Source organism: Roseateles hydrophilus, assembly GCF_026712245.1.
Classification (GTDB): domain Bacteria; phylum Pseudomonadota; class Gammaproteobacteria; order Burkholderiales; family Burkholderiaceae_C; genus Pelomonas; species Pelomonas hydrophilus.
Genome location: NZ_JAPPUY010000002.1, coordinates 234,562 through 257,788, shown reverse-complemented (window position 1 = coordinate 257,788; position 23,227 = coordinate 234,562). Strand labels below are relative to the sequence as shown.

Genomic DNA, 23,227 nt, shown 5'->3' with positions numbered 1-23,227 from the left:
CGGCAAGGGGGCACGAAGTCAGTGGGTTTGCCGGGGCCGGCTTCTTAGAATTTCATTATCCACGAGCCCTTTCCTGCCCATGACCTCCCCAGCCACCTCCGCCGACACCCTCCTGCGCGACGCCTGCGCCGCCCTGCGCGCGCAGCCGCCGGCCCGGCTGCCGCCCGACGCGGCCGCGCTGCAGGCCGGCCTGGCGCGCATCGCCGAGGCCGGGCTGGACACCGTGCTGCAGCGCCTGATCGACGAGGCGCCGCAGGGCTCGCCCACCGACGGCATCGCCGCCCTGCTGCGCCCGGCCACGCAGAGCCGGGACGAGGCCGAGGAGATCGACGTCGCCGTGCGCCACTGGGAGGCCTGCCGCGCCGCCGGGCAACTGCACGACGAGCTGGCCGCCGACTTCGGCGAGTACTGGCGACGCCTGGAATGGAGCGCGCTGCGCCACCACCTGACGCTGCTGGGCCAGGGCCATGCCGAGGAACGCCGGCTGCTGGCCTACATCGTCAAGACGGCCTCGCGCTACGTGGCGCTGGGCGCGCTGAAGCGCGCGATGGAGGCGCGCTTCCCCGAGTTTTTCGAGCTGGGCTTCAGCCTCAGGTAGTCAGGGGCAGGTCGCGCAGCCGGCTGCCACCAGCCAGGGGTCGCGGTCCTCGCCGCCGAAGACCTGCAGCAGGAAGTCCAGAAAGGCGCGCGTGCGCGCCGGCACGTACTTGCGCGTGGGCATGCCGGCCCACAGCGTGGTGCTGAACAGCCGCCACTGCGGCATGACGCGCTCCAGCGCCTGCTCCAGCAGCGCGTCTTCCACCATGAAGCTGGGCAGGCCGGCCACGCCCAGGCCGTGCAGGGCGGCGGCGTAGTTGGTGTCCATGTGCGTGGTGGACAGCGCCGCGCGCGACGGCACGATGGGCAGCGTGACCTCCTCGGCCCCGTCGCCGCGCTGCAACGTCAGCCCGCGCATCAGGATGGACGTGGGCGGCAGCAGCGCGTCATGCTCCTTAAGCTGCAGCGGGTGTTGCGGGCGGCCGCGCTGGTCCAGGTAGTCCGGCGACGCGCACATGATGAACTCGCTGCGCGCCAGGCGGCGGGCGATGAAGTCACCGTCGGGCAGGTCGCGGGTCAGGAAGATGGTGAGGTCGTAGCCATCGTCCACCGTCTCCACCGGCCCGGGCGACGTGATCTCCAGCGTCACGGCCGGGTAGTCGCGGTGAAAGCGCGGCAGGTGCTTGGCGAGCTGGTGCACCGCGATGGCCGGCGGGCACAGGATGCGCAGCAGCCCGCGCACCTCCTGCGTGGCCGACGCGGCCAGCGCCGCCGCCTCGTCCACATCGGCCAGGATGCGCCGCGCGCGCTCCAGGTAGGCCTCGCCGATCTCGGTCAGCGCCAGCCGTCGCGTCGTGCGGTTCAGCAGCCGCGTGCCGAGGTGCTCCTCCAGCTCGGCCACCAGCCGCGTGACGACGGCCGGCGCCAGGTCCAGCGCCCGCGCCGCGCCGGCAAAGCTGCCCTCATCGATGACGCGGACGAAGACCTTGATGGCCCGGAGCTGGTCCATCCGGCGCGGGCGATCAGGGATGGGCGGCCATCACCTGCGCGACTGCAGCGGTCAGCCGCTTGCCGTAGGGCACGTGCAGGAACTCGTTGGGGCCGTGGGCGTTGCTCTTGGGGCCCAGCACGCCGCACACCATCATCTGCGCGCTCGGGAAGCCCTTTTGCAGCATGCTCATCAGCGGGATGGTGCCGCCCTGGCCGATGTAGCCCACCGGCGCGCCGAAGTGCGTCTGGCTGGCGTCGTTCAGCGCCTGGCTGAGCCAAGGCGACAGGTCGGGCGTGTTCCAGCCAGTGGCGCCGAAGGCCCCGGCGCGGCCGTCGGGCACGAAGGTGACCTTGGCGTTGTACGGCGCGTTGTCTTCCAGCAGCGCCTTGAGCTTGAGTGCGGCCTCGTTGCCGTCGATCAGCGGCGGCAGGCGCAGGCTGAGCTTGAAGGCGGTGTAAGGGCGCAACACATTGCCGGCGTTCTTCAGCTCGGGGAAGCCGTCCACGCCCACCACCGACAGCGTCGGCCGCCAGGTGCGGTTGAGCAGCACTTCCACCGGGTCGGTCGTCACCGGCAGCACCGGTCCGCCATCGGCGCCGCAGGCCCAGGGCATGCGCTTGTAGACCTCGTCCTTCAGGATGGCCGCGGTGGCCTGGGCCTGTTCCAGGCGTGCGCCGGGGATCTCGCAGTGGAAGCTCTCGGGCAGCAGGCGGCCGGTCTTGCTGTCTTCCAGCCGGTCCAGCACCTGGCGCAGGATGCGGAAGGAGGACGGCACGCAGCCTGACGCATCACCGCTGTGGATGCCCTCGCTCAGCACCTCGACCTTGAGCACGCCCGACACCATGCCGCGCAGCGAGGTGGTGAGCCACAGCTGGTCGTAGTTGCCGGCGCCGGAGTCCAGGCAGACCACCAAAGACACATTGCCCAGGCGCGGCTTGAGGATGTCGATGTAGGCCGGCAGGTCGTAGGAGCCGCTTTCCTCGCAGGTCTCGATGATGCCCACGCAGCGCGGGCGCGGAATGCCCTGCTGGTCCAGCGCCATGATGGCGGTGAGCGAGGCGTAGACCGCGTAGCCGTCGTCCGCACCGCCGCGGCCATAGAGCAGGCCGTTCTCGTACTTGGGCGTCCAGGGGCCGAGGTCGTTGCGCCAGCCGCTGAACTCGGGCTGCTTGTCCAGGTGGCCGTACAGCACGATGGTGTCGTCGCTGCCCGGCTTGGTGGACGGCACCTCGAAAAAGATCACCGGCGTGCGACCCGGGATGCGCACCACCTCCAGCGTCAGGCCCGCGACCTTCTTGCTCTCCACCCACGCCGCGGCCTGGGTCAACACCTTCTCCAGGTGGCCATTGGCCGCCCAGTCGGCGTCGAACATGGGGCTCTTGGCGGGGATGGCGATGTAGTCGGTCAGCGCGGGGACGATCTCGTCGTCCCAGACCTGGGCGGCAAACGCGCCGAGCGCGGTGGCCTCGTCGGCCTGCAGGGGCAGGTGGGGATCTCGTGCATTCATGGCGGAACTCCTGTGTCGGCGCTTGTGGCGCGCGCCGGCCAGTTTAGGCGCTCCCATAATGGGCTGTTACACCCTCACCCATGCGCCTGACCCGCCTGTTCCTGCTGACGACCGGCCTGCTGCTGGCGCTCGTCTCCGCGCTGCTGCTGCGCTCCATCTGGATGGATGGGCGGCAGGTGGCGGCCGCGGAGCTGGGGCTGGCCGCCATGGAGCGCGCCTATCTGGTGATGAAGGTGGCCGAGAAGGCCTCTGCCGAGCGCGGGCCGGCCATCCCGGTGCTCAACGACACCGAGCCTGCCGACCCCGCCAAACGCGAGCGGCTGCAGGCCTTCCGCCACACCACCGACGCCGCCTTCGACGAAGCGCTGACCGCGCTCACCGGCCTGAGCGACGCCGCCTCGCTGTCCACACTGGCCCAGCTGCAGAAGGCGCGGCGGGAGCTGGCGCATGCGCGCGTGGAGGTCGACCGCGTCGCCGCGCTGCCCCACGCCCGGCGCAGCGCACCGGGCCAGCGGCTGACGCGCGCGCCCATCGACCTGATGTTTGCCGTCATCGACACGGTGCTGGCCGGCGTCACCACGCAGTCCGCCGCCGCCGAGGCGGTCTACCCCGAACTGGCCATGCCGCTGGTCGGCGCGCGCTACGCGGCCGAGCTGCGCGAGTACGCCGGCCGGCTGGGCTCGCAGTTCACCGCCCCACTGGCCACCGGCCAGCCACTGGGCCGCGAGGAACAGCGCGAGATTCCACTGCTGCTGGGGCGCATCGAGCAACTGCGCAAGCTCATCGAGCTGCAGGCCCGCGCGGGCCACACGCCGGCACCGCTGCAGGCCGCCATCGCCGCGATGGAGGCGCAGTACTTCGCCGCCGACCTGCCCTTCATCGAGCAGCTCACCGAGCGCGGCATCACCGGCCAGCCCTATGGCCTGGACTCGGCCGCGTTTGTCGCCCGCTACGTGCCGCCGATGAAGAGCATCGTCGCGCTGCGCGATGCGCTGTTCGCCGCCGCGCGCGACAGCGCCACCGAGCGTGTCGCTGCGGCGCGCCTGCGCATGGCGATCAATGCCGGGCTGGGGCTGGCGGTGCTGTGCATCGAGCTGACGGTGTTCCTGCTGATCCGCCACCGTGTGCTGCTGCCACTGCTGCGCAGCACGCGCGCCATGAACGCCGTGATGCGTGGCGAACACATCCAGCCCGCGGCCAACTCCGCCACCATGTTGCGCACCGACGAGATCGGCGACATGGCGCGGGCGGTCACCGCGCTGCAGGAGGCCACCCAGCGCAGCCGCGCGCTCGAGGCCGAGCGCGAGCAGCTCATCGCGCAGCTGCGCCAGGCCAGCGACACCGACTTCCTGACCGGCCTGCTCAATCGCCGCGCCTTCAGCGAGCAGGCGGCACGGCTGCTCGCCCAGGCACGCCGCCACGGGTGGCCGGTGGCCCTCATCGTGTTCGACATGGACCACTTCAAGCGCATCAACGACGAGCACGGCCACCCGGCCGGTGACGCGGTGCTGTGCGCGGCCGCCGAGATTGCGCGCGGCCAGGTGCGCCAGGGGGAACTGCTGGCGCGCCACGGCGGCGAGGAGTTCATCCTGCTGGCCGTGGGCTGCCGGCCCGACGAAGCCCGCCAGCTGGCCGAACGGCTGCGCCTGGCCCTGGCCACGCAGCCCGTGCAGCTGCCCGACGGCACGCCACTGCAGATCACCGCCAGCTTCGGCCTGGCCTGGGTGGAAGCGCGCCAGCCGGTCGAGCTGGACGAGCTCTACCGCAACGCCGACCGCGCGCTCTACGCCGCCAAGTCAGACGGCCGCAACCAGGTGCGCTGTGCAGACCCGCCACCACAGCCGCTGCGGGAAGCGGGCTAGCGTCATCAAGCCTGCGGCAAGATCGGGGAAAACGACGGCCCAGGGCCGCAGAGTCGCCACTTAGTCTCCGGTCACGATGACACGTCAGCTGCTGCATGCCCTGCTCGCCCTCATCAGCCTGCTGCTGGCAGGTTGCGCCTCCGGCCCCAAGTTCACCGTGGACGATGGCCGCCCGGTCAACGAGCAGCTGCTGGCCGGCATGCGGGCCTACGGGGCCGGAGAACGCCTCATCCGCCCGGCCATCGCCCGCAGCGCCGCGCTGAAGGACAAGGACTGCGACAAGCAGTGGGAGCTGCCCTTCGCGGTGGCCACCAGCGCCGGCTGGAGCGACAACGACCGCGTGGCCTGGGCGCGCGCGCTGCAGGTGGATGAGCGCCTCACCGTCATCGCCGTCACACAGGACTCGCCGCTGCCCGCCGGCACCCGCCTCGTCAACATTGCCGGGCGCGCCAGCGACGACGGCGAGCAACTGCTGGAATGGCTGGCCGAGGTGCGCGACGCCGGCCAGCCCTTCAACGTCGGCACGGCCGCCGGCAAGACCGTGCTGATCCACCCCTTCGAGGTCTGCCGCGGCTACACGCGCTTCGCGCCGCCCAACACGCCGCAGATGCAGGACTACCACTGGCTGCTCAGCCTGCACCCGCTGGAGGTCATCCAGGCCGAGCCCACGCCCGACGAGGCCCTGTGGGCGGTGCTGTGGACGCAGGGCCTGTCCGAGGAGGGCGGCGCGCGCATGAAGACCTACCACTACGCGGTCAAGATCGCCGGCACGCTCTACAACCTGGCCACGCTGGCCTCGGGCGTCAAGGCCGCCGCGCTGGCGGCCGACGCAGCGCTCAGCGCCGCCAAGAGCGCGGCCGCGAACGTGGCCAGCGAGTTCCTGAAAAACCAGCTCATCGAGCAGGGCCGGGCGCTGGCCGCGCAGAAGCTGCGCGAAGGCCTGATGGATGCCGCGCAAAACCTGACCCGCCAGCAGGTGCTCAACGTCATGCAGGCGGCGGCCGCCAACCGCGGCTCGCTGTCGGGCATCTCGCGCATCGCCGCCACCGCCTTCGAGCGCGCCGACGCCTGGGCCTTCACGCGCATGGCCGCTCTCGGCGCGCCGCCACTGGCCGGTTTCACGCTGCACCAGAAGCTCATCGAACGCAGCCTGGCGCAGAACGCGCTGCTGTTCGACGCCGACCGCCTGACCGCGCTGAACAAGCTGGCCGCCGGGCGCGGCTTCGAGGGCGAAGTGACGGCCATCCTGGGTGGCTTCCGCGCCGACACGCTGGCGGCCCAGATCGGCGCCATGCCGCTGGCCTCCACGCAGACCGCCTTCTCGTTCGACAGCCCCGACGACCCCGGCGCCGGCCGCTTCTCGCGCGGCCTGGTGGACGCCATGCTCGACATGCCCGCCGAATCGGGCCGACGCAAGAAATGACTGTCCGACTCGCTGCCCTGCTGTGCCTGGCGCTCGCTGCGACCGCGCCCGCGCAGGCCCAGACACCGCCCGAGCCTGCGGCGTCCGCGCCGGAGCCGGCCGCCTCCGCGCCTTCCCTGCCCGAGCCCGTCCCCACGCCGGCCCCGCCGCCGCCCAGCTGCGCCCAGCTCACCAGCCGCGCACTGTCGGCCGACCTGAAGGCTGCCACGGCCCAGTCGCAGAACCAGCCGCTGCAGACCCAGGTCAAGCTCTACGACGAGGCCGTGGCGCAGTGGGGCGCAGCCATCGCGGCCTGCGACGGCCGCGCCCGCGACCGTGCCCAGCGCAACCTCGCCGACAGCCAAAAGGCCCATGACGCGCTGGTCGAGAAGCTGCAGGCCGGCAGCCAGTGCGAAGGCGCCCACCGTGACGCCAGCGCGCTGCAGGAATTGGCCGGCACCGCCTTCAGCGAGCGCCGCTTCGCCGACGCCGCCAGCCTCTACCGCAAGGCCGAGGGCATGTGGGAGCTGGCCGCCGAGCAATGCAGCGGCAGCCAGCAGCAGACCGCGCAACGACGCCGCGAGCAGAGCGAAGTGGACGGCCACAACGCAGAGTTCTGCGCGCCGCCCTTCGAGCGGGCGCGGGAGTTCTCCGGCAAGCTGCGCAACAGTGCCGCCGCGCTGCCGCTGGCCGAACGCCAGACGCAAAGCCAGATCGGCGAGACGCTGTGGCGCGACACCGCTGCGCAGTGCCGCGGCAACGCGCAGGAACTGGCGATGAACAACGCGCTCGCGCTGGCCCGCGAGCGCGGCACGCCCTGGGTGTCCACGCCACTGCCCGGCGCGCCGCCCGCCCCCAAGGCAGCACCGGCGCCGGCCACCGCAGCCGCGGCCCCGGCCGGCAAGCCAGCGACGCCTGCCGCTGCGCCGGGGGCGCGCCCCGCCACGGCCACGGCCGCAACCACCGCAGCCACCGTGGCGGCAACTGCGGCCGCAGCAACCACGCCTGCCGCGCGCCCGAGCGTGAACGCGCCCGCACCCACCGCCACGCCGCCGGTGGCCGCCGCGCCGCCGGCTGCTGCTGCGGCGGCGCCCGAGCCCAAGCTCTTCGACCGCACGGCCGGCGACACGCGCTACGTCGGCCGGTTCGTGCGCGAGGACGACGACACGGTCAGCGGCACCGGCCGCGTCGAATGGAAGAACGGCGACGTCTACGAAGGCCCGCTGACGCGCAGCCGCCGCCACGGCGTGGGGGAAATCCGCTGGGCCAACGGCCAACGCTACAAGGGCGACTGGGTGGATGACCGCGCCACCGGCAAGGGGCTGATGGCCTTCGCCAACGGCAACCAGTTCGAGGGCAGCCTGGTGGATGGCCAGCCCGAGGGCGAGGGCAAGATGACCTACGCGTCCGGCGACGTCTACACCGGCCAGATCAAGCAGGGCCAGCCGCACGGGCGGGGCAGCTATGCCTGGGTCAGCGGCCAGCGCTACGAGGGCGACTGGGTGCAGGACAAGCCGCAAGGCAACGGCAAGATGCGCTTTGCCAACGGCAACCAGTACGAGGGCCAGCTCAGCGCCGGCCTGCCGCACGGCAAGGGCCGCATGGTCTTCCCGAGCGGGGACGTCTACGAGGGCGAGTTCGAGGCCGGCAAGGCGCACGGCACGGGCAAGTACGCGTGGAAGGGCGGCGAGCGCTACGAAGGCGCCTGGGCCCGCGGCCTCAAGCACGGCCAGGGCACCTTCCACTGGCCCAGCGGCGACCGCTGGGAGGGTGTGTTCAAGGACGACGAACGCACTGACGACGGCCACACCATCCGCAAGGGCGGCTGAGGCCGGCGCAGCCCGGGATACTGTGAACCCCTGAGACCAAGGACCCCATGAAACACCTGCTCATCGCCGCTGCCCTGGCCATCGCCTTCCTGGCCGTGCCCGCCGAGGCCCGCGTCAGCCCGACCCACGGCCAGCCCCACACCAGCGCCACCGTCAAGGCCAAGGCCGCCAAGGCAGCCAAAACGGGCAAGAAGGCCCTGAAGAAGAACGCCAAGAAGGCGGGCGCCAAGGCCAAGCACAAGAAGGCCGGCAAGAAGGCCGCCCGCAAGGGCTGACCCCCGCCGCCGGGCCGCCGCGCGTTCAGGCACGGCGGACCGGACGAGGCGCGCCTATTCCCTTTCGAACTTGAACACCGCCACGCTGGCGGTGAGGTTGGGCAGTGTGCGGTGCACCTGACCGTTCTGCAGGCCGAAGCTGTCCAGGATCTTGAGCCGGTTCTTGCGCGCCAGCACGCCGAAGTCGGCGAAGGTGCCGACGCGGATGTTGGGCGTGTCGTACCACTCGTAGGGCAGCGCGCGCGTCACGGGCATGCGGCCCAGCGCCACCTGCAGCCGATTGGGCCAGTGTGCGAAGTTGGGGAAGCTGACGATGCCGATCTTGCCGACGCGCGCCGTCTCCTTGAGCATCTGCTCGGCATTGCGCAGGTGCTGCAGCGTTTCCAGTTGCAGCACGACGTCGAAGCTCTGGTCCTCGAAGATGGACAGGCCTTCTTCCAGGTTGCGCTGGATGACGTTGACGCCACGCTTCACGCAGGCCAGCAGGTTGGCGTCATCCAGCTCCACGCCGTAGCCGGTGCAGCCCTTGTGCTTGATGAGGTGCTCCAGCAGCTCGCCGGTGCCGCAGCCCAGGTCCAGCACGCGGGAGCCAGGCGGCACCAGCGCCGCAATGGCGGGATCGAAGCTCATACGGCCACCCCCTTGATCTGCAGCGACGGCCGCGCCGCCGGGCACAGGTTGCCGGCGACGCGCTCGAAGTAGGCGCGCAGCACGCCGTGGTAGCGCGCGTCGTCCAGCAGGAAGGCGTCATGGCCGTGCGGCGCATCGATCTCCGCGTACGACACGTCTAGCCGGTTATCCAGCAATGCCTTGACGATCTCGCGCGAGCGCTGCGGCGAGAAGCGCCAGTCGGTCGTGAAGCTCGCGACGAGGAACTTGGCCTTGGCCGCGGCGAACGCGCGCGTCAGGTCGCCACCATGCGCGGCGGCCGGGTCGAAGTAGTCCAGCGCGCGGGTGATGAGCAGATAGGTGTTGGCGTCGAAGTAGTCGCTGAACTTGTCGCCCTGGTAGCGCAGGTAGCTCTCGATCTGGAACTCGATGTCCTGCGTCGTGTAGCCCAACTCGCCGGTCTTGAGCTCGCGGCCGAACTTCTCGGCCATGACGTCGTCGGACAGGTAGGTGATGTGGCCGATCATGCGCGCCACGCGCAGGCCGCGCTTGGGCACCACGCCGTGCTCGTAGAAGTGGCCGCCGTGGAAGTCGGGGTCGGTCACGATGGCGCGGCGCGCCACCTCGTTGAACGCGATGTTCTGCGCCGACAGGTTGGGCGCCGTCGCGATCGCGATGCAGTGCGCCATGCGGTCGGGGTAGCGCAGCGCCCAGTCCAGCGCCTGCATGCCGCCCAGGGACCCGCCCAGCACCGCCGCCAGCTTCAGGATGCCGAAGCGCTCGACGACGCGGGCCTGCGCGTCCACCCAGTCGTGCACGGTGACGACGGGAAAGTCCGCGCCCCAGGCCTTGCCGGTCGCCGGGTTGATGTGCATGGGCCCCGTGGAGCCGAAGCAGGAGCCCAGGTTGTTGACGCCGATGACGAAGAACTTGTCGGTGTCCAGCGGCTTGCCCGGGCCGATGAGGTTGTCCCACCAGCCCTCGCTCTTGGCCTGGCCGGCGTAGGTGCCGGCGACATGGTGGCTGGCGTTCAGCGCATGGCACACCAGCACCGCGTTGCTGCGCTCGGCGTTGAGCTGGCCATAGGTCTCGACCATGAGGTCGTAGGGCCCGAAGCTGGCGCCGCTGCGCAGCTTGAGCGGCTCGTCGAAATGGAAAGTCTGCGGCGACACGTCGCCGACGCTACGGCCCGTCATGGCCTCACTCCAGAAAAAACAAAACCGGCGCCACTTGCGGGACGCCGGTTGACCGGAGCGCCCTGTTTAGCGGCATTTGTAGAGCGCCCGCAATCCGGAACAAATCGGCGCTGTGACGGGATTCTAGAACCTGAACTGCGCCACCGCGCCCGTCAGCAGCTGCAGCTGCTGGCGCAGGCTGTCGGCGGCGGCGGCGGATTCCTCCACCAGCGCGGCGTTCTGCTGCGTCATGTGGTCCAGCTGCGTGACGGCGCTGTTGATCTGGCTGATACGGGTGCTCTGGTCGGCCGCGCCCTCGGCCACCTCGCCAATCATGTCGCTGACCTTCTGCACGTTCTCGACGATCTCGTTCATCGTCATGCCGGCATGCTGCACGAGGCGTGCGCCGGCCTCCGTGCGGTCCACGCTGGCGGCGATCAAGGTCTTGATCTCGCGCGCCGCGCCCGCCGAGCGCTGGGCCAGCGCCCGCACCTCGCTGGCCACCACCGCAAAGCCACGCCCCTGCTCACCCGCGCGCGCCGCCTCCACCGCGGCGTTCAACGCCAGGATGTTGGTCTGGAAGGCGATGCTGTCGATCAGGCCCACGATGTCGGCAATGCGGCGCGAGCTCTCGTTGATCTGGTCCATCGTCGTGACCACCTCGCCCACCTCCTGACCGCCGCGCCGCGCCACCTCGGCCGCACCTGCCGCCAACTGGCGCGCCTTGCTGGCCGCATCGGCGCCGTGGCGCACGCCGCTGGTCAGGTCTTCCATGGAGCTGGTGGTCTGCTGCAGGCTGGACGCGGCCTGCTCGGTGCGCTGGCTCAGGTCCTGGTTGCCCGAGGCCACCTCGCTGCTGGCCGTCTCGATGCTCTGCGCCGAGGTTTTCACCTGGCTCACCAGCCCGCGCAGGCTGCCCTGCATGGCGTCCAGCGCCCGCAACAGGTCGGCCGCCTCGTCGCGCCCCTCGGCGCGGATGAGGTTGTTCAGGTCACCGCTGGCAATGGACTTGGCCACCGTGCCGGCGTAGCGCATCGGGCTGGTGATGGTGGCGGAGTTGATCAGTGTCAGCGGCACCACCAGCACCATCACGATGGCCAGCACGGCGGCCGAGCGCCAGCCGATGCGGCCCATCTCGGCGAGGAACTCCGCCTCGGCCGCCCGCGTCTGCTCATTCACCAGAGTGCCCAGCCGGTCCACGCGCTTCTCGATCTCGGTCATCGCGGCCTTGGGCCGGTTCAGCATGCGGTCGGCCACCCGCGCGGTGTCGAAGCCGCCGGACTCGATCTGGCTCAGCACCGGCTGCGCGCCCTTGCGATAGTCCTCCAGGAACTTCTGCGCCTCGGCGGACAGGGTCTGGTTCTCGCCCCGGCTGGCTTCCTGCAGCGACTTCAACGCTGCCGCGAGCCGCTGCGCCGCACCGTCCCAGCGCTGGCGGAACTGCTTGACCTGCTCCGGCTCCTCATAGGCGATGACCATCTGCTTCTCTTCCAGCCGCAGCTCGCCCAGCGCCTGGCGGATGGCACCCAGCTGCTGGAGCTCGTTGATGCCGTGCGTGGTGACCTCGAGGTTCAGCGCCATCAGCTGGCGCCCGCCCAGCCAACCGGTCAGGCCCAGCAGCGCGAACATGAACAACACCATCGCGATGGCGCCGTGCATGCGGGTTCTGATGGTGAAGCCACGCATCCAGGTCGCAATATTCATGGGTGTCTCCTTGTTCGGCCGCTCGGGCGACGGGTTCATCAAATCGTAGTGAATTGCCACCGCCGGTCAATTGACGCAGAACACAGCGGGGCGCCAAATTCACGGCTGCAATCCCGAGCCGTCGACAGGGTGTCGCAAACAGGCACCTGACGGCACTGTCGAGCGGTGCAGAATCAACCACCGCCATGAATGCCTCGCAAGCCCTGCCCCCGTTTCGACGCACGCCGACGCGCACAAGCTTCGGCCGCGTCAGCGTGGGCGTGTACGGCCGGGTGATGCTGTCGGTGGCCGAGGGCCCGTTCGACGCCGCGCTGATGACGGCCACCAAGCGCGCCATCGCACTGGCGGGCAAGCGCCTGCCGCAGGACCGGCGCTTTGGCGACCTGCTGGAGATCCGCAGCAGCCTGGTGATGGACGCCGATGCGCTGGCCGCACTGCGGGCCAGCATCGACAGCTTTGCGCGCCGGGGTGTCGTGGCCGTGTCCACGGTGTTTCTGGTGCCGCCCGGCCTGCCCGGCATCGAGCGCTTGCCGGCGCTGATGGACATCTGGCGGGCCAGCCGCCCTGTGCGCCGCGCCGACACCTTCGACGCCGCCTGGGCGCTGGTCAATGCCGACCTGAAGGCCGCCGGCCTGCCGGCACAGGCCCCGCCCGTCAGGCCCTGAACGGCCAGGGCGGCGGCGCCGGCCGCCACTGCTCCCACAGCGCACCCAGCGCCAGCACGCCGGCATCGTCAAAGCGCCGGCCAATGATCTGCAAACCGATCGGCAAGCCCGCCGCCGTGCAGCCGGCATTGATGGCCAGTGCCGGCTGCTCACTCATGTTGAACGGCAGCGTGAACGCGATGTGCTCGAAGGGCCGCGCCGGGTCGTGCCGCGGGCTGGCCTGGCGGGCCGGATAGGCTGGCATGGGCGACACCGGCGACAGCACGAAGTCGAACGGCTCGCAGGCCGCGTTGGCAGCCTCGCGCAGCGCCTGCATCTGGCTGTAGCCGTGGAAGACCGTCCCGCCGTCGTAGCCGGCAGCGGGCGCCACCCAGTCCAGGATGTAGGGCAGCACGCGCTCGCGCTGCGCCGCAGGCAGCGCCGAGATGTCCAGCCACGAGCGCATGCGCCAGAAGCGGTCGATGCCGTCGGCCATGTCGCGCGTGGTGAAGCCGGCCAACGGCTCGACGATGGCACCGACCTGCTCGAAGGCGCGCGCGGCCGCCGTGATGGCCTCCCGCACCTCGGGCTGCACGGCGTCGCCCCAGCCGGCGTCCAGCATCAGGCCGATGCGCAGGCCGCGCACGTCCATCGGCCGCGGGGCCACGTCGCCGGGCGGCAGCTGCGTCGGGTCGCGCGCGTCGGGCTGCGCGAGCACGGCCAGCATCGCGGCAGCGTCGGCCACCGTGCGCGTCAGCGGGCCGGCCACGCGGCCGGCATAGCCCGGCTTGATGGGAACGCGGCCATGGCTGGGTTTGAGGCCCACGAGGCCGCACCAGCCCGCCGGCAGCCGGATGGAACCGCCGATGTCGGTGCCCAGGTGCAGCGGGCCATAGCCGCCGGCAGCCGCGGCGGCGGCACCGGCGCTGGAGCCGCCCGGCGTGAGCGCCGTGTCCCAGGGGTTGCGCGCCGGCTCGGCGTAAAGGCTGCTCAGGCCCGAACTCAACATGCCGTAGTCAGGCATGGTGGTGCGGGCCCACGCGATGGCCCCCGCCTCGCGCAGCCGGGCGGCGGGTGGGGCCTCAAAACCGGCCACCGCATCGGCGGGCGTGGCGGCCGTGCCCAGCCGGTAGGCCGCGCCCGGCACGGCGATGTTCTCTTTCAGCGTGACGGGCACACCGTCCAGCGCTAGCGGCGTGCCGGCCCGCCAACGGGCCTCGCTGGCGCGGGCGGCGGCCAGCGCAGCGTCGGCGTCCAGCGCGCACAGCGCATGCAGCTGGCTTTCGCGCGCATCGGCCTGCGCGAGCACGGCCTGCATCACATCGACGGGTGACAGCGCGCCGCTGCGGTAGCCCGCCAGCAGCTCGGCAACCGACAGCGCGGCGATCACTTCTTAAGCTTCTCGGCGGCCTTGAGCATCGCGTCGATGTGGCCGTCGGGGTTCATGCTGGCGTGCACGGCGGCGACCTTGCCGTCAGGCGAGATCAGGTAGGACACGCGGTCGGCCATGGTGCCGGGCACCATCTTGAGCTCCACGTCATAGGCCTTGATGACCTTGCCCGCGGCATCGGCGCCGACGGCGAACTTGCTGCGGCAGGCTTCGACGCTGAACTTCTTCAGCGTCTCGATGTTGTCGTTGGACAGGCCGATGACGGTGGTGTTGAGCGCCTTGAACTTGTCGGTCGCCTCGGCGAACTGATGTGCCTCGACGGTGCAGCCGCTGGTGAAGGCCTTGGGGTAGAAGTAGACGACCACCGGGCCCTGCTTCAGCGCGTCGGCGAGCTTGAACTTGAAGGGCTGGCCGCCCACGGCGGCTTCGGTGGTGAAGTCCGGCGCCGGAGCGCCGACGGCGAGCGCGGCATGGGCGGTGGGGATGAACAGGGCCGCAAGCAGGGCCGTCAGCAGTCGGGACATGGAGCTACCTCGCGTGGTCGGGTGCCGGCAGGATAGCCAAGCCGACAAAGCCCATCGATCCGCCCGGTCAAGCCCGGCCCAGGCCTCGCGCTGTGGCGCGTTGCAGCGCCGGATTACCTGCCGTTATGGCCGCACCGGCGGGTGGCATTCGTCAGCGCGCGGCGCCAGCGGCTAGAGTGCCGCCAGCCCCGCTGCCGCCGCCCCATGCTGAACACCGAGACCCCGAGCAACCGCCACCCCGACCTGGACACCTACGCCACGCCGGCCCTGCTGGACGCCTTCATCACCGACCAGACCGCCGCCGTCGCGGCCGTGAAGGCGGCGGCACCGCAACTGGCCGCGGCCGTGGATGCCGCGCTGCCGCGCATCCGTGCCGGCGGGCGACTGCTGTATGCCGGCGCTGGCACCTCGGGCCGGCTGGGCGTGCTGGACAGCGTGGAGCTGTACCCCACGTTCTCGTGGCCGCGCGAGCGGGCGGTGGCCGTGATGGCCGGCGGCGCGGGCGCGATGTTCGTCGCCGTCGAGGGCGCCGAGGACGACCGCGCCCAGGGCGCCGCCGACCTCGCCGCGCTGAACCCCGGCCCGAACGACGTGGCCCTGCTGCTGGCCGCCTCGGGCGGCACGCCGTATGTGCTGGGTGCCATCGAGGCCGCCCGCGCTGCCGGCGCGCTGACCATCGCGTTCGCCAACAACCCGGATGCGCCCGTCACCCAGCAGGCCGAGATTGGCATCACGCTGGACACCGGGCCCGAGGTCATCTCCGGGAGCACGCGGCTGAAGGCCGGCACCTCGCAGAAGATCGCGCTGAACACCTTCTCGTCGGCGCTGATGGTCAAGCTCAACAAGGTGTACGGCAACCTGATGGTGGACCTGAAGGCCACCAACGCCAAGCTCGTGAAGCGGGCGCTGGCGCTGACGGTGCGCGCGTCGGGCGCGAGCGAGGCGCAGGCGCAGGCTGCTCTGGCGCAATGCGACCATCACGTGAAGACAGCGCTGGTGATGCTCAAGCGCGGTGTGTCGGCCAGCGACGCGCGGGCCTTGCTGGACGCCGCCGACGGCAGCGTGAGCCGGGCGCTCGGCGCATGAGCGGGCAGCGCTCACCGTGGGCGTGGATCCCCACGCTGTATTTCGCGCAGGGCATCCCGTATGTCGTCGTGATGACCCTGTCGGTCGTCATGTACAAGAACCTCGGCATCTCCAACACCGACATCGCGCTCTACACCAGCTGGCTCTACCTGCCCTGGGTCATCAAGCCGCTGTGGTCGCCGCTGGCCGAGCTGTTCGGCACCAAGCGGGCCTGGGTCACGGTGCTGCAGTTCTTCATCGGCGCGGCGCTCGCGGGCGTGGCGCTGACGCTGCCGATGGAGCGCGCCTTCCAGATGTCGCTGGCGGTGTTCTGGCTGATGGCGTTCGCGTCGGCCTCGCACGACATCGCGGCCGACGGCTACTACATGCTCGCGCTGCCGCAGCACCAGCAGGCCGCGTTCGTCGGCGTGCGCTCCACCTTCTACCGGCTGGCCAACATCGGCGGCCAGGGCGGGCTGGTCTACCTGGCCGGCGAACTGACCGAGCGCACCGGCAGCGCGGCGCAGGCCTGGACCTGGGTGTTCTGGCTGCTGGGCGGGCTGTTCGTGCTGCTGGCGCTGTGGCACGGGCTGATGCTGCCGCGCCCGGCTGCGGATGTGCGCGGCGCGGGCGGCGCGGCTGCGCGTGGGCTGGTGGCGGAGTTCTTCGCGGTGTTCGCCAGCTACTTCAAGAAGCCTGGCATCCTCGTCGTGCTGGGCTTCCTGCTGCTGTACCGCTTCCCCGAGGCGCAGCTGCTGAAGCTGGCCACACCCTTCCTGCTGGACCCGGTCAGCGAGGGCGGCCTGGGCCTGTCGACCAAGGACGTCGGCATTGCCTACGGCACCGTCGGCCTGACGGCGCTGACGCTGGGCGGGCTGTGCGGCGGCTGGGTCATCTCCAAGGTGGGCCTGAAGAAGGCGCTGTGGCCGCTGGTGGCGGCCATGCACGTGCCCAACGTGGCCTTCCTCGTGCTGGCACTGACACACCCGACCAGCCTGGCCGTCATCAGCGCGGCGCTGGCCGTCGAGCAGTTCGGCTACGGCCTGGGGTTCACGGCCTACCTGATGTACATGATCCACGTGGCCGATGGCCCACAGAAGACGGCGCACTACGCGATCTGCACCGGCTTCATGGCCCTCGGGATGATGATCCCCGGCATGTGGAGCGGCTGGCTGCAGGACCACATCGGCTACGTGCCCTTCTTCGCGTGGGTGCTGGTGGCCACGGTGCCCAGCGTCGCGATGGCCGCGCTGATCAAGATCCCCGACGGCTTCGGGAAGAAGGTCGAGTGAACGGCCGCGTCCTCAGCCTGGATGCCTTCCGCGGCTTCGCCATCGCGGCGATGCTGCTCGTCAACAACCCGGGCGACTGGGGCCAGGTCTACGCGCCGCTGCTGCACGCGCCGTGGCACGGCTGGACGTTCACGGACTGGGTGTTCCCGTTCTTCGTGTTCATCAGCGGCATGGCAATGACCATCAGCCTGGCCCGCCGCGCCCAGGCTGGCGCCGACAAGCCCGCGCTGCTGCTGGCCACCTGGCGGCGCGCGGCGCTCATCATCGGCATCGGCCTGCTGCTCAACCTCATCCCCAGCTTCGACGTCAGCACGATGCGCATCCCCGGCGTGCTGCAGCGCCTGGGCCTGTGCACGCTGCTGGCAGCGCCCATCGTGCTGTGGTGCGGTGCGCGTGGCGTGGCGCTGTGGGCCGCGGGGCTGATGGCGGTCTACGCGGCGGTGCAGCTGTGCGTGCCCGTGCCCGACGCCGACGGCGTGGTCCACACCGGCGTGCTGGAGCCGGGCAAGGATGTGGGCGCCTGGCTGGACCGCCAGCTGATGGACGGCCACCTGTGGCGCCAGGCCAAGACCTGGGACCCCGAAGGCCTGCTCTCCACGCTGCCGGCCGTGGCCTCGCAGTTGCTGGGCGTGCTGGGCGGCTACGTGCTCGCCTCCAACCGGCAGCCCGCCGAGAAGGCCATGACCTGGATGCTCGCCGGCCTGGCCGCGGTGTGGCTGGGCCAGGTGCTGGATGCGTGGCTGATGCCCATCAACAAGTCGCTGTGGACGCCGAGCTTCGTGTTCGCGATGGCGGGCTGGGCGCTGATCGTGTTTGCGAGCCTCTACTGGCTGCTGGACGCGCAGCCCCAGCCGCTGTCGCGCCAGCGCTGGGCGCGGCGGCTGCAGCCACTGGTGGTGTTCGGCATGAACGCGCTGTTCCTGTTCGCGCTGTCGGGCCTGCTCGCCAAGCTGTTGTACACGCTCAAGCTGGCTGACGGCCGCAGCCTGGGCCGCCACCTCTACCAGCCGCTGCTGGACCTGGACATCGGCGCCAAGAACGCCTCGCTGCTGCATGCGCTGGGCTTTGTGGCCGTCATGTACGCCGTGGCCTGGCTGATGCATCGCCAGCGCTGGTTCGTGAAAGTCTGAAGCCATGAAACGCCGACACCTCCTCAGCCTGGCCAGCCTGCCCGTGCTGGGCGGCTGCGCCAGCTCCCCGGCGCCGCTGCTCCCGCCGGCCCCGCCCGCACCCCCCTCGCCCGGCGAAGCCGCGCTGGGCGCGCCGCTGCCCGTGCAAGACCCCGCCCCCACGGCCGCGCCCGCGCTGCCACCCGCGCCGCCGCGCGAGTGGCGGGCCGCCTGGGTGGCCACGGTCGCCAACATCGACTGGCCCAGCAAGCCCGGCCTCAGCGCCGAGGCCCAGCAGGCCGAGATCCGCGCGCTGTGCGACGCCGCGAAACGCACGGGGCTGAACGCGCTCATCCTGCAGGTGCGCACGAGCGCGGACGCGCTGTACGAGTCGGCGCTGGAACCGTGGAGCGAGTACCTCACCGGCACCCAGGGCCGCCACCCGGGCTACGACCCGCTGGCCGTCTGGCTGACCGAGGCCAAGGCGCGCGGGCTGGAGCTGCATGCCTGGTTCAACCCCTACCGCGCGCGGCAGAACGCCGGCCGCTCGGCGGCCGCCGAGAACCACGTCAGCCGCAGCCGCCCGGCCTGGGTGAAGCGCTATGGCGACCAGCTCTGGATGGACCCCGGCGAGCCCGCCGCCGCCGAGCACACGCTGGCCGTCGTGCGCGACTGCTTGAGCCGCTACGCCGTGGACGGCGTGCACATCGACGACTACTTCTACCCCTACCCCGTCACCGACCCCGCCACCAAGCAGGAAGTCGACTTCCCCGACGAGCCCAGCTGGCAGGCCTACCTCGCCCAGGGCGGCACGCTGGCCCGGCACGACTGGCGGCGGGACAACGTCAACCGCCTGGTGCAGCGCCTGTACGCGCTGGCGCACGAGGTGCGGCCCGGCACGCGCGTGGGCATCAGCCCCTTCGGCCTGCCCAAGCCGGCCGCGCGGCCGCCCGGCATCGCCGGCTTCAGCCAGTACGACAAGCTCTACGCCGACGTGGAGCTGTGGCTGCGCGAGGGCTGGCTGGACTACCTCGCCCCGCAGCTCTACTGGCCGCGTGCGCAGACGGCCCAGGCCTTCGACGTGCTGCTGCAGACCTGGCGCGCGCTGAACCCGCTGGACCGCCCCATCCACCCGGGCCTGTTCACCAGCCGCATCAACGACACACCGCAGAGCTGGCCGGCCAGCGAGATCAGCGGCCAGATCGACAGCATCCGCCGGCTGTCGCCGGGCAGCGGCCACATCCATTTCTCGATGGTGGCGCTGGCGCAGAACCGCAAGGGCATCGCCGACGCGCTGCGCAACGGCGCCTACGCCGCGCCCTGATCAGGGGTAGAAGGCCTTGGGCAGCTCGTAGTGCGGGCCGTCGATGAAGGCCCGCAGCCCCTGCTTCTTGCGCCGCGCCACGTAGGCGGCCACCAGGTCCTCGGGCGTGTCGTCGGAGGCGGTGAAATCCACGTCCCAGGCACCGCCCCAGCGCAGCGGGATGCCCTTCTCGCGCGCCGCCATGCGCACCGCATCGGCGATCACGTAGATCGGGTCCCACTCCCAGCGCAGCTTGCCGTTCACATAGGGCACCAGGTCCACCGCGTGGCCGGTGAGGTGGCGCGAGTCCATGGTCTGCGAGGCCCCGGCCGCGATCAGCTGCTGCTGCTCGGCCACGGTGCGGATGCCGTCGTGCACCGAGAAGTCCTGCACCGTCAGCTGGATGGCGCGTTTGACGACCGCCACCAGGTCGGCGTGGACGCCCTTGAGCTCGGCCAGCGAGCGGTTGCCGAGGGTGAACTGGGGCATGGTGGCTCTCCTGTGGGATGGCTGGCGCGGGTTCTACCCGCCGGCCTCGCGGCGCACATCCACAGCGCGGGGGAGGCCGGCGCGCGGCCCCCTAACTCGCAGCGTCATGGCCCGCCTGTCATGCCGCCTTCATCGCGCCTGCCTAGCGTGCCGCCACCTGATCCACGGAGACACCCATGCGCCGCTTCCTCGCCCACCTGGCCCTGCTGACGCTGGCCGCTGCCAGCCTGCCGGCCAGCGCCCATGACCACGACGCCGAGCGCCGCGCCAGCGTCGGCAGCGTGCAGCTCGGCCCGCGCCCCTTCTTCCTGGCCGACGACATGGCCGACAGCCCGCTCAAGCGCCGGCTGCAGCACTGCGCCGCGCGGCGCGACGAGTTCAAGCCCACGCTGTTCTCCATCGGCCACCGCGGCGCGCCGCTGCAGTACCCCGAGCACACGCGCGAGAGCTATGTGGCGGCTGCGCGCAGCGGCGCGGGCATCGTCGAGTGCGACGTGACCTTCACCAAGGACAAGGCCCTGGTCTGCCGCCACGCGCAGAACGACCTGCACACCACCACCAACATCCTGGCCACGCCGCTGGCGGCCAAATGCATCAAGCCGTTCACGCCGGCCGTGTTCGACGCCGCCGGCACGCTGGTGGCCCCGGCCGCCGCCGAGTGCCGCACGTCGGAGCTGACGCTGGCCGAGTTCAAGACCCTGCGCGGCAAGATGGACGCCTTCAACCCGCGCGCCCGCAGCGTGGCCGAGTACATGGCCGGCACCGCCAACTGGCGCACCGACATGCAGGCCGGTCCCACCAGCGGCACGCTGCTGACGCTGAAGGAGGCCATCGCGCTGTTCAAGCAGCTGGGCGTGAAGATGACGCCGGAGCTCAAGTCGCCCAGCGTGCCCATGCCCTTCGACGGCTTCAGCCAGGCCGCCTACGCGCAGAAGATGATCGACGAGCACAAGGCAGCCGGCGTGCCGCCGCGCGACCTGTGGCCGCAGAGCTTCGACATCAACGACGTGCTGTACTGGGTCAACAACGAACCCGCCTACGGCCGCCAGGCCGTCTACCTGGACGACGCCAACACCGTGGCCGACCTGCCCACCGCCCAGCAGCTGCGCGCCTACCGCGCGCAGGGCATCCGCATCGTCGCGCCGCCGCTGTTCGCGCTGCTGACGGCCGACACCAGCGGCAACCTGCTGCCCTCGCAGTACGCCCGCGACGCCCGCGCCGCCGGCCTGGACATCATCACCTGGACGCTGGAGCGCAGCGGCATCCTGGCCGACGGCGGCAACGGCTTCTACTTCCAGACCTTCGACAGCGCCATCAAGCGCGAGGGCGACGTCTACCGCGTGCTGGACGTACTGGCCGAGCAGGTGGGCGTGCTGGGTGTGTTCTCCGACTGGCCGGCCACCACCAGCTTCTACGCCAACTGCACCGGGCAGCGCTGAGGCCTGATCCGTTTGACGGCGTTTCCGAAACGCCGTTTCATGTTGGCGTCACCACTGGGCGCTGCAATGGCGCCTCCCGTCATTCACGCCCCGCGGTCACGCCATGCCTCTCCTCCCACCCACCCTGCGCCCCCTGAGCATCGCCCTTGCCCTGGCCGCCTTCGCGGCCGGCGCGCGTGCCGACGTGTCGGTGTTCGTCGACAGCTACAACACCAACACCACCGCCAACCAGAGCGTTGCCAACAATGCGGCCGTCCACCTGCTGCAGGGCTACAGCCAGCTGTGGACCACCGGCACGGCCTGGAACACCGGCTCGGCCACCGCGCTGGGCGCGCCGGTGCTGGCCGCCAACCAGGCCTATGTCATCCAGGTCACGCGCAACCGCACGGCCGAGCAGGAGTTGGCCGCCTACTACAACGACCGCCGCCACCAGAGCTTCTCGGCCATCGCCGGCCTGGGTGACCGTGCCGCCGCCTTCCAGTCGGCCGCCGGCGCCTTCACCACCATAACCTCGCTGGGCCTGGCCAACACGGCCAAGTACGACGACAAGAGCAACGGCGCCGGCGACACCACCTCCGCCACCGTGGGCAAGATGGTCACGCTGGTGAACACGCTGCGCGGCAGCAACACCTCGTCCAACCCGTCCAAGAACTACTTCAACTCGCCGCGCCCATGGCGGCTGAGCGATGACGGCGCCACCGTCACAGCCACCGGCCTGGAGTCCACCGGCTACACGACGGCCGTGCTGGCCGACGGCACGCCCGACCTCAGCAAGCCGCTGACCTACTTCCCCGACTACAACAGCAGCGTCGTCGTCGCGCCCTCGTTGATGGCCGTGCGCAGCACGACGCCGACCTCCGACGGCGGCTTCGTCAGCGGCCACACCAACGCTGCCTACCTGGCCAGCATCGCGCTGGCCTATGCAGCGCCCGAACGCTTCTCGTCTCTCCTGCTGAACGCGTCCGAGATGGGCGACCTGCGCATCGTGGCCGGCCAGCACCTGCCGCTGGACGTCATCGGCGGCCGCATGCTGGGCACGGCGCTGTCGGCCGCCAAGCTCTACGAGGCCGGCAATGCCACGTTGAAGGCCGAGGCGCGCGCGCAGGGCGCCGCCCTGATGGCCGGCGCCAGCGCCGGCCGCTTCGACGGCCTGGACGCGGCGGCGGTCGCCACCAACCGCGCCAACCGCGACCTGTACACCTTTCGCATGACCTACGGCCTGCCCACGACTCAGGCGCTGAACGTAGACGCCGTCGTGCCCAAGGGCGCCGAGGTGCTGCTGGAGACCAAGCTCAACTACCTCAGCGCCGAGCAGCGCCGCGAGGTGCTGCGCACCACCGCCATCGCCTCCGGCCACGCCGTCACCGATGACGCCGAGGGCTGGGGTCGCCTCAACCTCTACGCTGCCGGCGACGGCTACGGCCGCTTCGACAACACGGTCACCGTCGTCATGGACAGCGCCGACGGCGGCATGGCCGCGCGCGACGCCTGGCACAACGACATCGGCGGCGCGGGCGGCCTTGTCAAGCAGGGCGACGGCAGCCTGGCGCTGACCGGCAACAACAGCTTCAGCGGCGGCGTCAGCGTCATGGGCGGCGAGCTGGTGGCCGCATCAGCCCATGCGCTGGGCAGCGGCCACGTCAGCGTGGCCGGCGGTGCGACGCTGGTGGACTACGCGCCGGGCAATCTGCAGATCGGCGGCAACCTGACGCTGGCCGACGGCGCCACGTTCGAGTACGTGGTGGACATGCCCAGCGTGGGTGGCGCACTGATGGTCAGCGGCCTGACGCAACTGGACGGCACGCTGCGCCTGAACCTGGCCAGCGCCGGCCAGGTGTTGGGAGGCGTGGCCTTTCAGCTGATCAGCACGTCCGGCGGTGCGCTGCAGGGGCGCTTCGACAGCGTCGAGCTGACCGGCGTCGACGCCAGCCTGTGGAACACCACGCTGAGCTACAACGACCACGGCGTGAGCTTCCAGATCAGCGCCGTGCCCGAGCCGCAGACCTGGGCGCTGCTGGTGGGCGGCCTGGCTGTCATCGGCGCCATGGCCCGCCGCCGCCGCGGCTGAGGCCGCGCACCGC

Annotated in this window: 20 protein-coding genes and 1 riboswitch; of the genes, 12 read left to right on the top strand and 8 right to left on the bottom strand. The window is 71.0% G+C overall.

The window, feature by feature from the left end; all coding sequences use genetic code 11:
• Positions 1 to 79 precede the first annotated feature (79 nt).
• Positions 80 to 598, top strand: a complete 519-nt coding sequence (locus NYO99_RS08370) for a hypothetical protein (protein WP_268166712.1) — start codon at positions 80 to 82, stop codon at positions 596 to 598.
• On the opposite strand, the gene NYO99_RS08365 is transcribed toward NYO99_RS08370, so the two are convergent.
• Positions 599 to 1,546: a LysR family transcriptional regulator gene (locus NYO99_RS08365; protein ID WP_268166711.1), complete on the bottom strand. Its 948-nt coding sequence runs from the start codon at positions 1,544 to 1,546 to the stop codon at positions 599 to 601. It abuts the gene before it with no gap.
• Positions 1,547 to 1,559: 13 nt separating this feature from the next.
• On the bottom strand, positions 1,560 to 3,035 hold the full coding sequence (locus NYO99_RS08360) for a M20 family metallopeptidase (protein ID WP_268166709.1): 1,476 nt from the start codon (positions 3,033 to 3,035) through the stop codon (positions 1,560 to 1,562).
• Positions 3,036 to 3,115: 80 nt separating this feature from the next.
• Between NYO99_RS08360 and NYO99_RS08355 the strand changes: the two genes are divergently transcribed.
• The 4 genes from NYO99_RS08355 (at position 3,116) to NYO99_RS08340 (ending at position 8,403) form a co-directional block, all read left to right on the top strand.
• A complete protein-coding gene (locus NYO99_RS08355) occupies positions 3,116 to 4,897 on the top strand; it encodes a GGDEF domain-containing protein (protein WP_268166707.1) in 1,782 nt (593 codons plus the stop codon).
• 76 nt (positions 4,898 to 4,973) lie between these two features.
• Complete coding sequence (locus tag NYO99_RS08350) at positions 4,974 to 6,320, top strand: hypothetical protein (protein WP_268166705.1); 1,347 nt, start codon at positions 4,974 to 4,976, stop codon at positions 6,318 to 6,320.
• Positions 6,317 to 8,128, top strand: a complete 1,812-nt coding sequence (locus NYO99_RS08345) for an MORN repeat-containing protein (RefSeq protein WP_268166704.1) — start codon at positions 6,317 to 6,319, stop codon at positions 8,126 to 8,128. The genes NYO99_RS08350 and NYO99_RS08345 overlap by 4 nt, the downstream gene beginning before the upstream one ends.
• A 47-nt stretch (positions 8,129 to 8,175) precedes the next feature.
• On the top strand, positions 8,176 to 8,403 hold the full coding sequence (locus tag NYO99_RS08340; RefSeq protein WP_268166703.1) for a hypothetical protein: 228 nt from the start codon (positions 8,176 to 8,178) through the stop codon (positions 8,401 to 8,403).
• A 54-nt stretch (positions 8,404 to 8,457) separates the two neighbouring features.
• Here NYO99_RS08340 and metW read toward each other — a convergent pair whose 3' ends face one another.
• The 3 genes from metW to NYO99_RS21345 all read right to left on the bottom strand — a co-directional run bounded on the left by metW (position 8,458) and on the right by NYO99_RS21345 (position 11,891).
• Positions 8,458 to 9,033, bottom strand: a complete 576-nt coding sequence (gene metW, locus NYO99_RS08335) for a methionine biosynthesis protein MetW (RefSeq protein ID WP_268166702.1) — start codon at positions 9,031 to 9,033, stop codon at positions 8,458 to 8,460.
• A complete protein-coding gene (gene metX, locus NYO99_RS08330) occupies positions 9,030 to 10,208 on the bottom strand; it encodes a homoserine O-succinyltransferase MetX (RefSeq protein ID WP_268166701.1) in 1,179 nt (392 codons plus the stop codon). Before metX ends, metW begins: the two co-directional genes overlap by 4 nt.
• Before the next feature lie 45 nt (positions 10,209 to 10,253).
• Positions 10,254 to 10,329, bottom strand: a riboswitch (SAM riboswitch).
• A gap of 2 nt (positions 10,330 to 10,331) precedes the next feature.
• The gene (locus NYO99_RS21345; protein WP_326494825.1) at positions 10,332 to 11,891 is read right to left on the bottom strand and encodes a methyl-accepting chemotaxis protein; all 1,560 of its coding nucleotides are present in this window, start codon (positions 11,889 to 11,891) and stop codon (positions 10,332 to 10,334) included.
• Between the two features lie 185 nt (positions 11,892 to 12,076).
• Here NYO99_RS21345 and NYO99_RS08315 point away from each other — a divergent pair, with 185 nt between their 5' ends.
• Positions 12,077 to 12,556, top strand: coding sequence for a hypothetical protein (locus NYO99_RS08315; RefSeq protein ID WP_268166700.1), 480 nt, complete (start codon positions 12,077 to 12,079; stop codon positions 12,554 to 12,556).
• On the opposite strand, the gene NYO99_RS08310 is transcribed toward NYO99_RS08315, so the two are convergent.
• Together NYO99_RS08310 and NYO99_RS08305 are read right to left on the bottom strand one after the other, a co-directional pair.
• On the bottom strand, positions 12,546 to 13,925 hold the full coding sequence (locus NYO99_RS08310; RefSeq protein ID WP_422395483.1) for an amidase: 1,380 nt from the start codon (positions 13,923 to 13,925) through the stop codon (positions 12,546 to 12,548). The genes NYO99_RS08315 and NYO99_RS08310 overlap by 11 nt on opposite strands.
• Positions 13,922 to 14,449: a peroxiredoxin gene (locus NYO99_RS08305; RefSeq protein WP_268166699.1), complete on the bottom strand. Its 528-nt coding sequence runs from the start codon at positions 14,447 to 14,449 to the stop codon at positions 13,922 to 13,924. Before NYO99_RS08305 ends, NYO99_RS08310 begins: the two co-directional genes overlap by 4 nt.
• Before the next feature lie 204 nt (positions 14,450 to 14,653).
• Here NYO99_RS08305 and murQ point away from each other — a divergent pair, with 204 nt between their 5' ends.
• The 4 genes from murQ to NYO99_RS08285 are packed head-to-tail and all read left to right on the top strand — an operon-like array spanning position 14,654 to position 19,239.
• Positions 14,654 to 15,535, top strand: a complete 882-nt coding sequence (murQ, locus tag NYO99_RS08300) for an N-acetylmuramic acid 6-phosphate etherase (protein WP_268166698.1) — start codon at positions 14,654 to 14,656, stop codon at positions 15,533 to 15,535.
• Entirely contained in the window at positions 15,532 to 16,806 is a 1,275-nt protein-coding gene (locus NYO99_RS08295; protein WP_268166696.1) for an MFS transporter, read from the top strand. The genes murQ and NYO99_RS08295 overlap by 4 nt, the downstream gene beginning before the upstream one ends.
• Entirely contained in the window at positions 16,803 to 17,936 is a 1,134-nt protein-coding gene (locus NYO99_RS08290; RefSeq protein ID WP_268166695.1) for an acyltransferase family protein, read from the top strand. Before NYO99_RS08295 ends, NYO99_RS08290 begins: the two co-directional genes overlap by 4 nt.
• Positions 17,937 to 17,940: 4 nt before the next feature.
• Complete coding sequence (locus tag NYO99_RS08285) at positions 17,941 to 19,239, top strand: glycoside hydrolase family 10-like protein (protein ID WP_268166694.1); 1,299 nt, start codon at positions 17,941 to 17,943, stop codon at positions 19,237 to 19,239.
• Here the strand turns inward: NYO99_RS08285 and NYO99_RS08280 are convergent, their stop codons facing one another.
• Positions 19,240 to 19,707, bottom strand: a complete 468-nt coding sequence (locus NYO99_RS08280; protein WP_268166692.1) for a M15 family metallopeptidase — start codon at positions 19,705 to 19,707, stop codon at positions 19,240 to 19,242. It abuts the gene before it with no gap.
• Between the two features lie 176 nt (positions 19,708 to 19,883).
• Here NYO99_RS08280 and NYO99_RS08275 point away from each other — a divergent pair, with 176 nt between their 5' ends.
• A complete protein-coding gene (locus NYO99_RS08275) occupies positions 19,884 to 21,146 on the top strand; it encodes a glycerophosphodiester phosphodiesterase family protein (RefSeq protein WP_268166691.1) in 1,263 nt (420 codons plus the stop codon).
• A gap of 103 nt (positions 21,147 to 21,249) precedes the next feature.
• A complete protein-coding gene (locus tag NYO99_RS08270; RefSeq protein WP_268166690.1) occupies positions 21,250 to 23,214 on the top strand; it encodes a phosphatase PAP2 family protein in 1,965 nt (654 codons plus the stop codon).
• Positions 23,215 to 23,227: the final 13 nt, after the last annotated feature.

Excerpts from the sequence above, each read along its gene's own strand:
- NYO99_RS08370 (WP_268166712.1), top strand. The coding sequence starts at position 80 with ATGACCTCCCCAGCCACCTCCGCCGACACCCTCCTGCGCGACGCCTGC.
- NYO99_RS08365 (WP_268166711.1), bottom strand. The coding sequence starts at position 1,546 with ATGGACCAGCTCCGGGCCATCAAGGTCTTCGTCCGCGTCATCGATGAG.
- NYO99_RS08360 (WP_268166709.1), bottom strand. The coding sequence starts at position 3,035 with ATGAATGCACGAGATCCCCACCTGCCCCTGCAGGCCGACGAGGCCACC.
- NYO99_RS08355 (WP_268166707.1), top strand. The coding sequence starts at position 3,116 with ATGCGCCTGACCCGCCTGTTCCTGCTGACGACCGGCCTGCTGCTGGCG.
- NYO99_RS08350 (WP_268166705.1), top strand. The coding sequence starts at position 4,974 with ATGACACGTCAGCTGCTGCATGCCCTGCTCGCCCTCATCAGCCTGCTG.
- NYO99_RS08345 (WP_268166704.1), top strand. The coding sequence starts at position 6,317 with ATGACTGTCCGACTCGCTGCCCTGCTGTGCCTGGCGCTCGCTGCGACC.
- NYO99_RS08340 (WP_268166703.1), top strand. The coding sequence starts at position 8,176 with ATGAAACACCTGCTCATCGCCGCTGCCCTGGCCATCGCCTTCCTGGCC.
- metW (WP_268166702.1), bottom strand. The coding sequence starts at position 9,033 with ATGAGCTTCGATCCCGCCATTGCGGCGCTGGTGCCGCCTGGCTCCCGC.
- metX (WP_268166701.1), bottom strand. The coding sequence starts at position 10,208 with ATGACGGGCCGTAGCGTCGGCGACGTGTCGCCGCAGACTTTCCATTTC.
- NYO99_RS21345 (WP_326494825.1), bottom strand. The coding sequence starts at position 11,891 with ATGAATATTGCGACCTGGATGCGTGGCTTCACCATCAGAACCCGCATG.
- NYO99_RS08315 (WP_268166700.1), top strand. The coding sequence starts at position 12,077 with ATGAATGCCTCGCAAGCCCTGCCCCCGTTTCGACGCACGCCGACGCGC.
- NYO99_RS08305 (WP_268166699.1), bottom strand. The coding sequence starts at position 14,449 with ATGTCCCGACTGCTGACGGCCCTGCTTGCGGCCCTGTTCATCCCCACC.
- murQ (WP_268166698.1), top strand. The coding sequence starts at position 14,654 with ATGCTGAACACCGAGACCCCGAGCAACCGCCACCCCGACCTGGACACC.
- NYO99_RS08295 (WP_268166696.1), top strand. The coding sequence starts at position 15,532 with ATGAGCGGGCAGCGCTCACCGTGGGCGTGGATCCCCACGCTGTATTTC.
- NYO99_RS08285 (WP_268166694.1), top strand. The coding sequence starts at position 17,941 with ATGAAACGCCGACACCTCCTCAGCCTGGCCAGCCTGCCCGTGCTGGGC.
- NYO99_RS08280 (WP_268166692.1), bottom strand. The coding sequence starts at position 19,707 with ATGCCCCAGTTCACCCTCGGCAACCGCTCGCTGGCCGAGCTCAAGGGC.
- NYO99_RS08275 (WP_268166691.1), top strand. The coding sequence starts at position 19,884 with ATGCGCCGCTTCCTCGCCCACCTGGCCCTGCTGACGCTGGCCGCTGCC.
- NYO99_RS08270 (WP_268166690.1), top strand. The coding sequence starts at position 21,250 with ATGCCTCTCCTCCCACCCACCCTGCGCCCCCTGAGCATCGCCCTTGCC.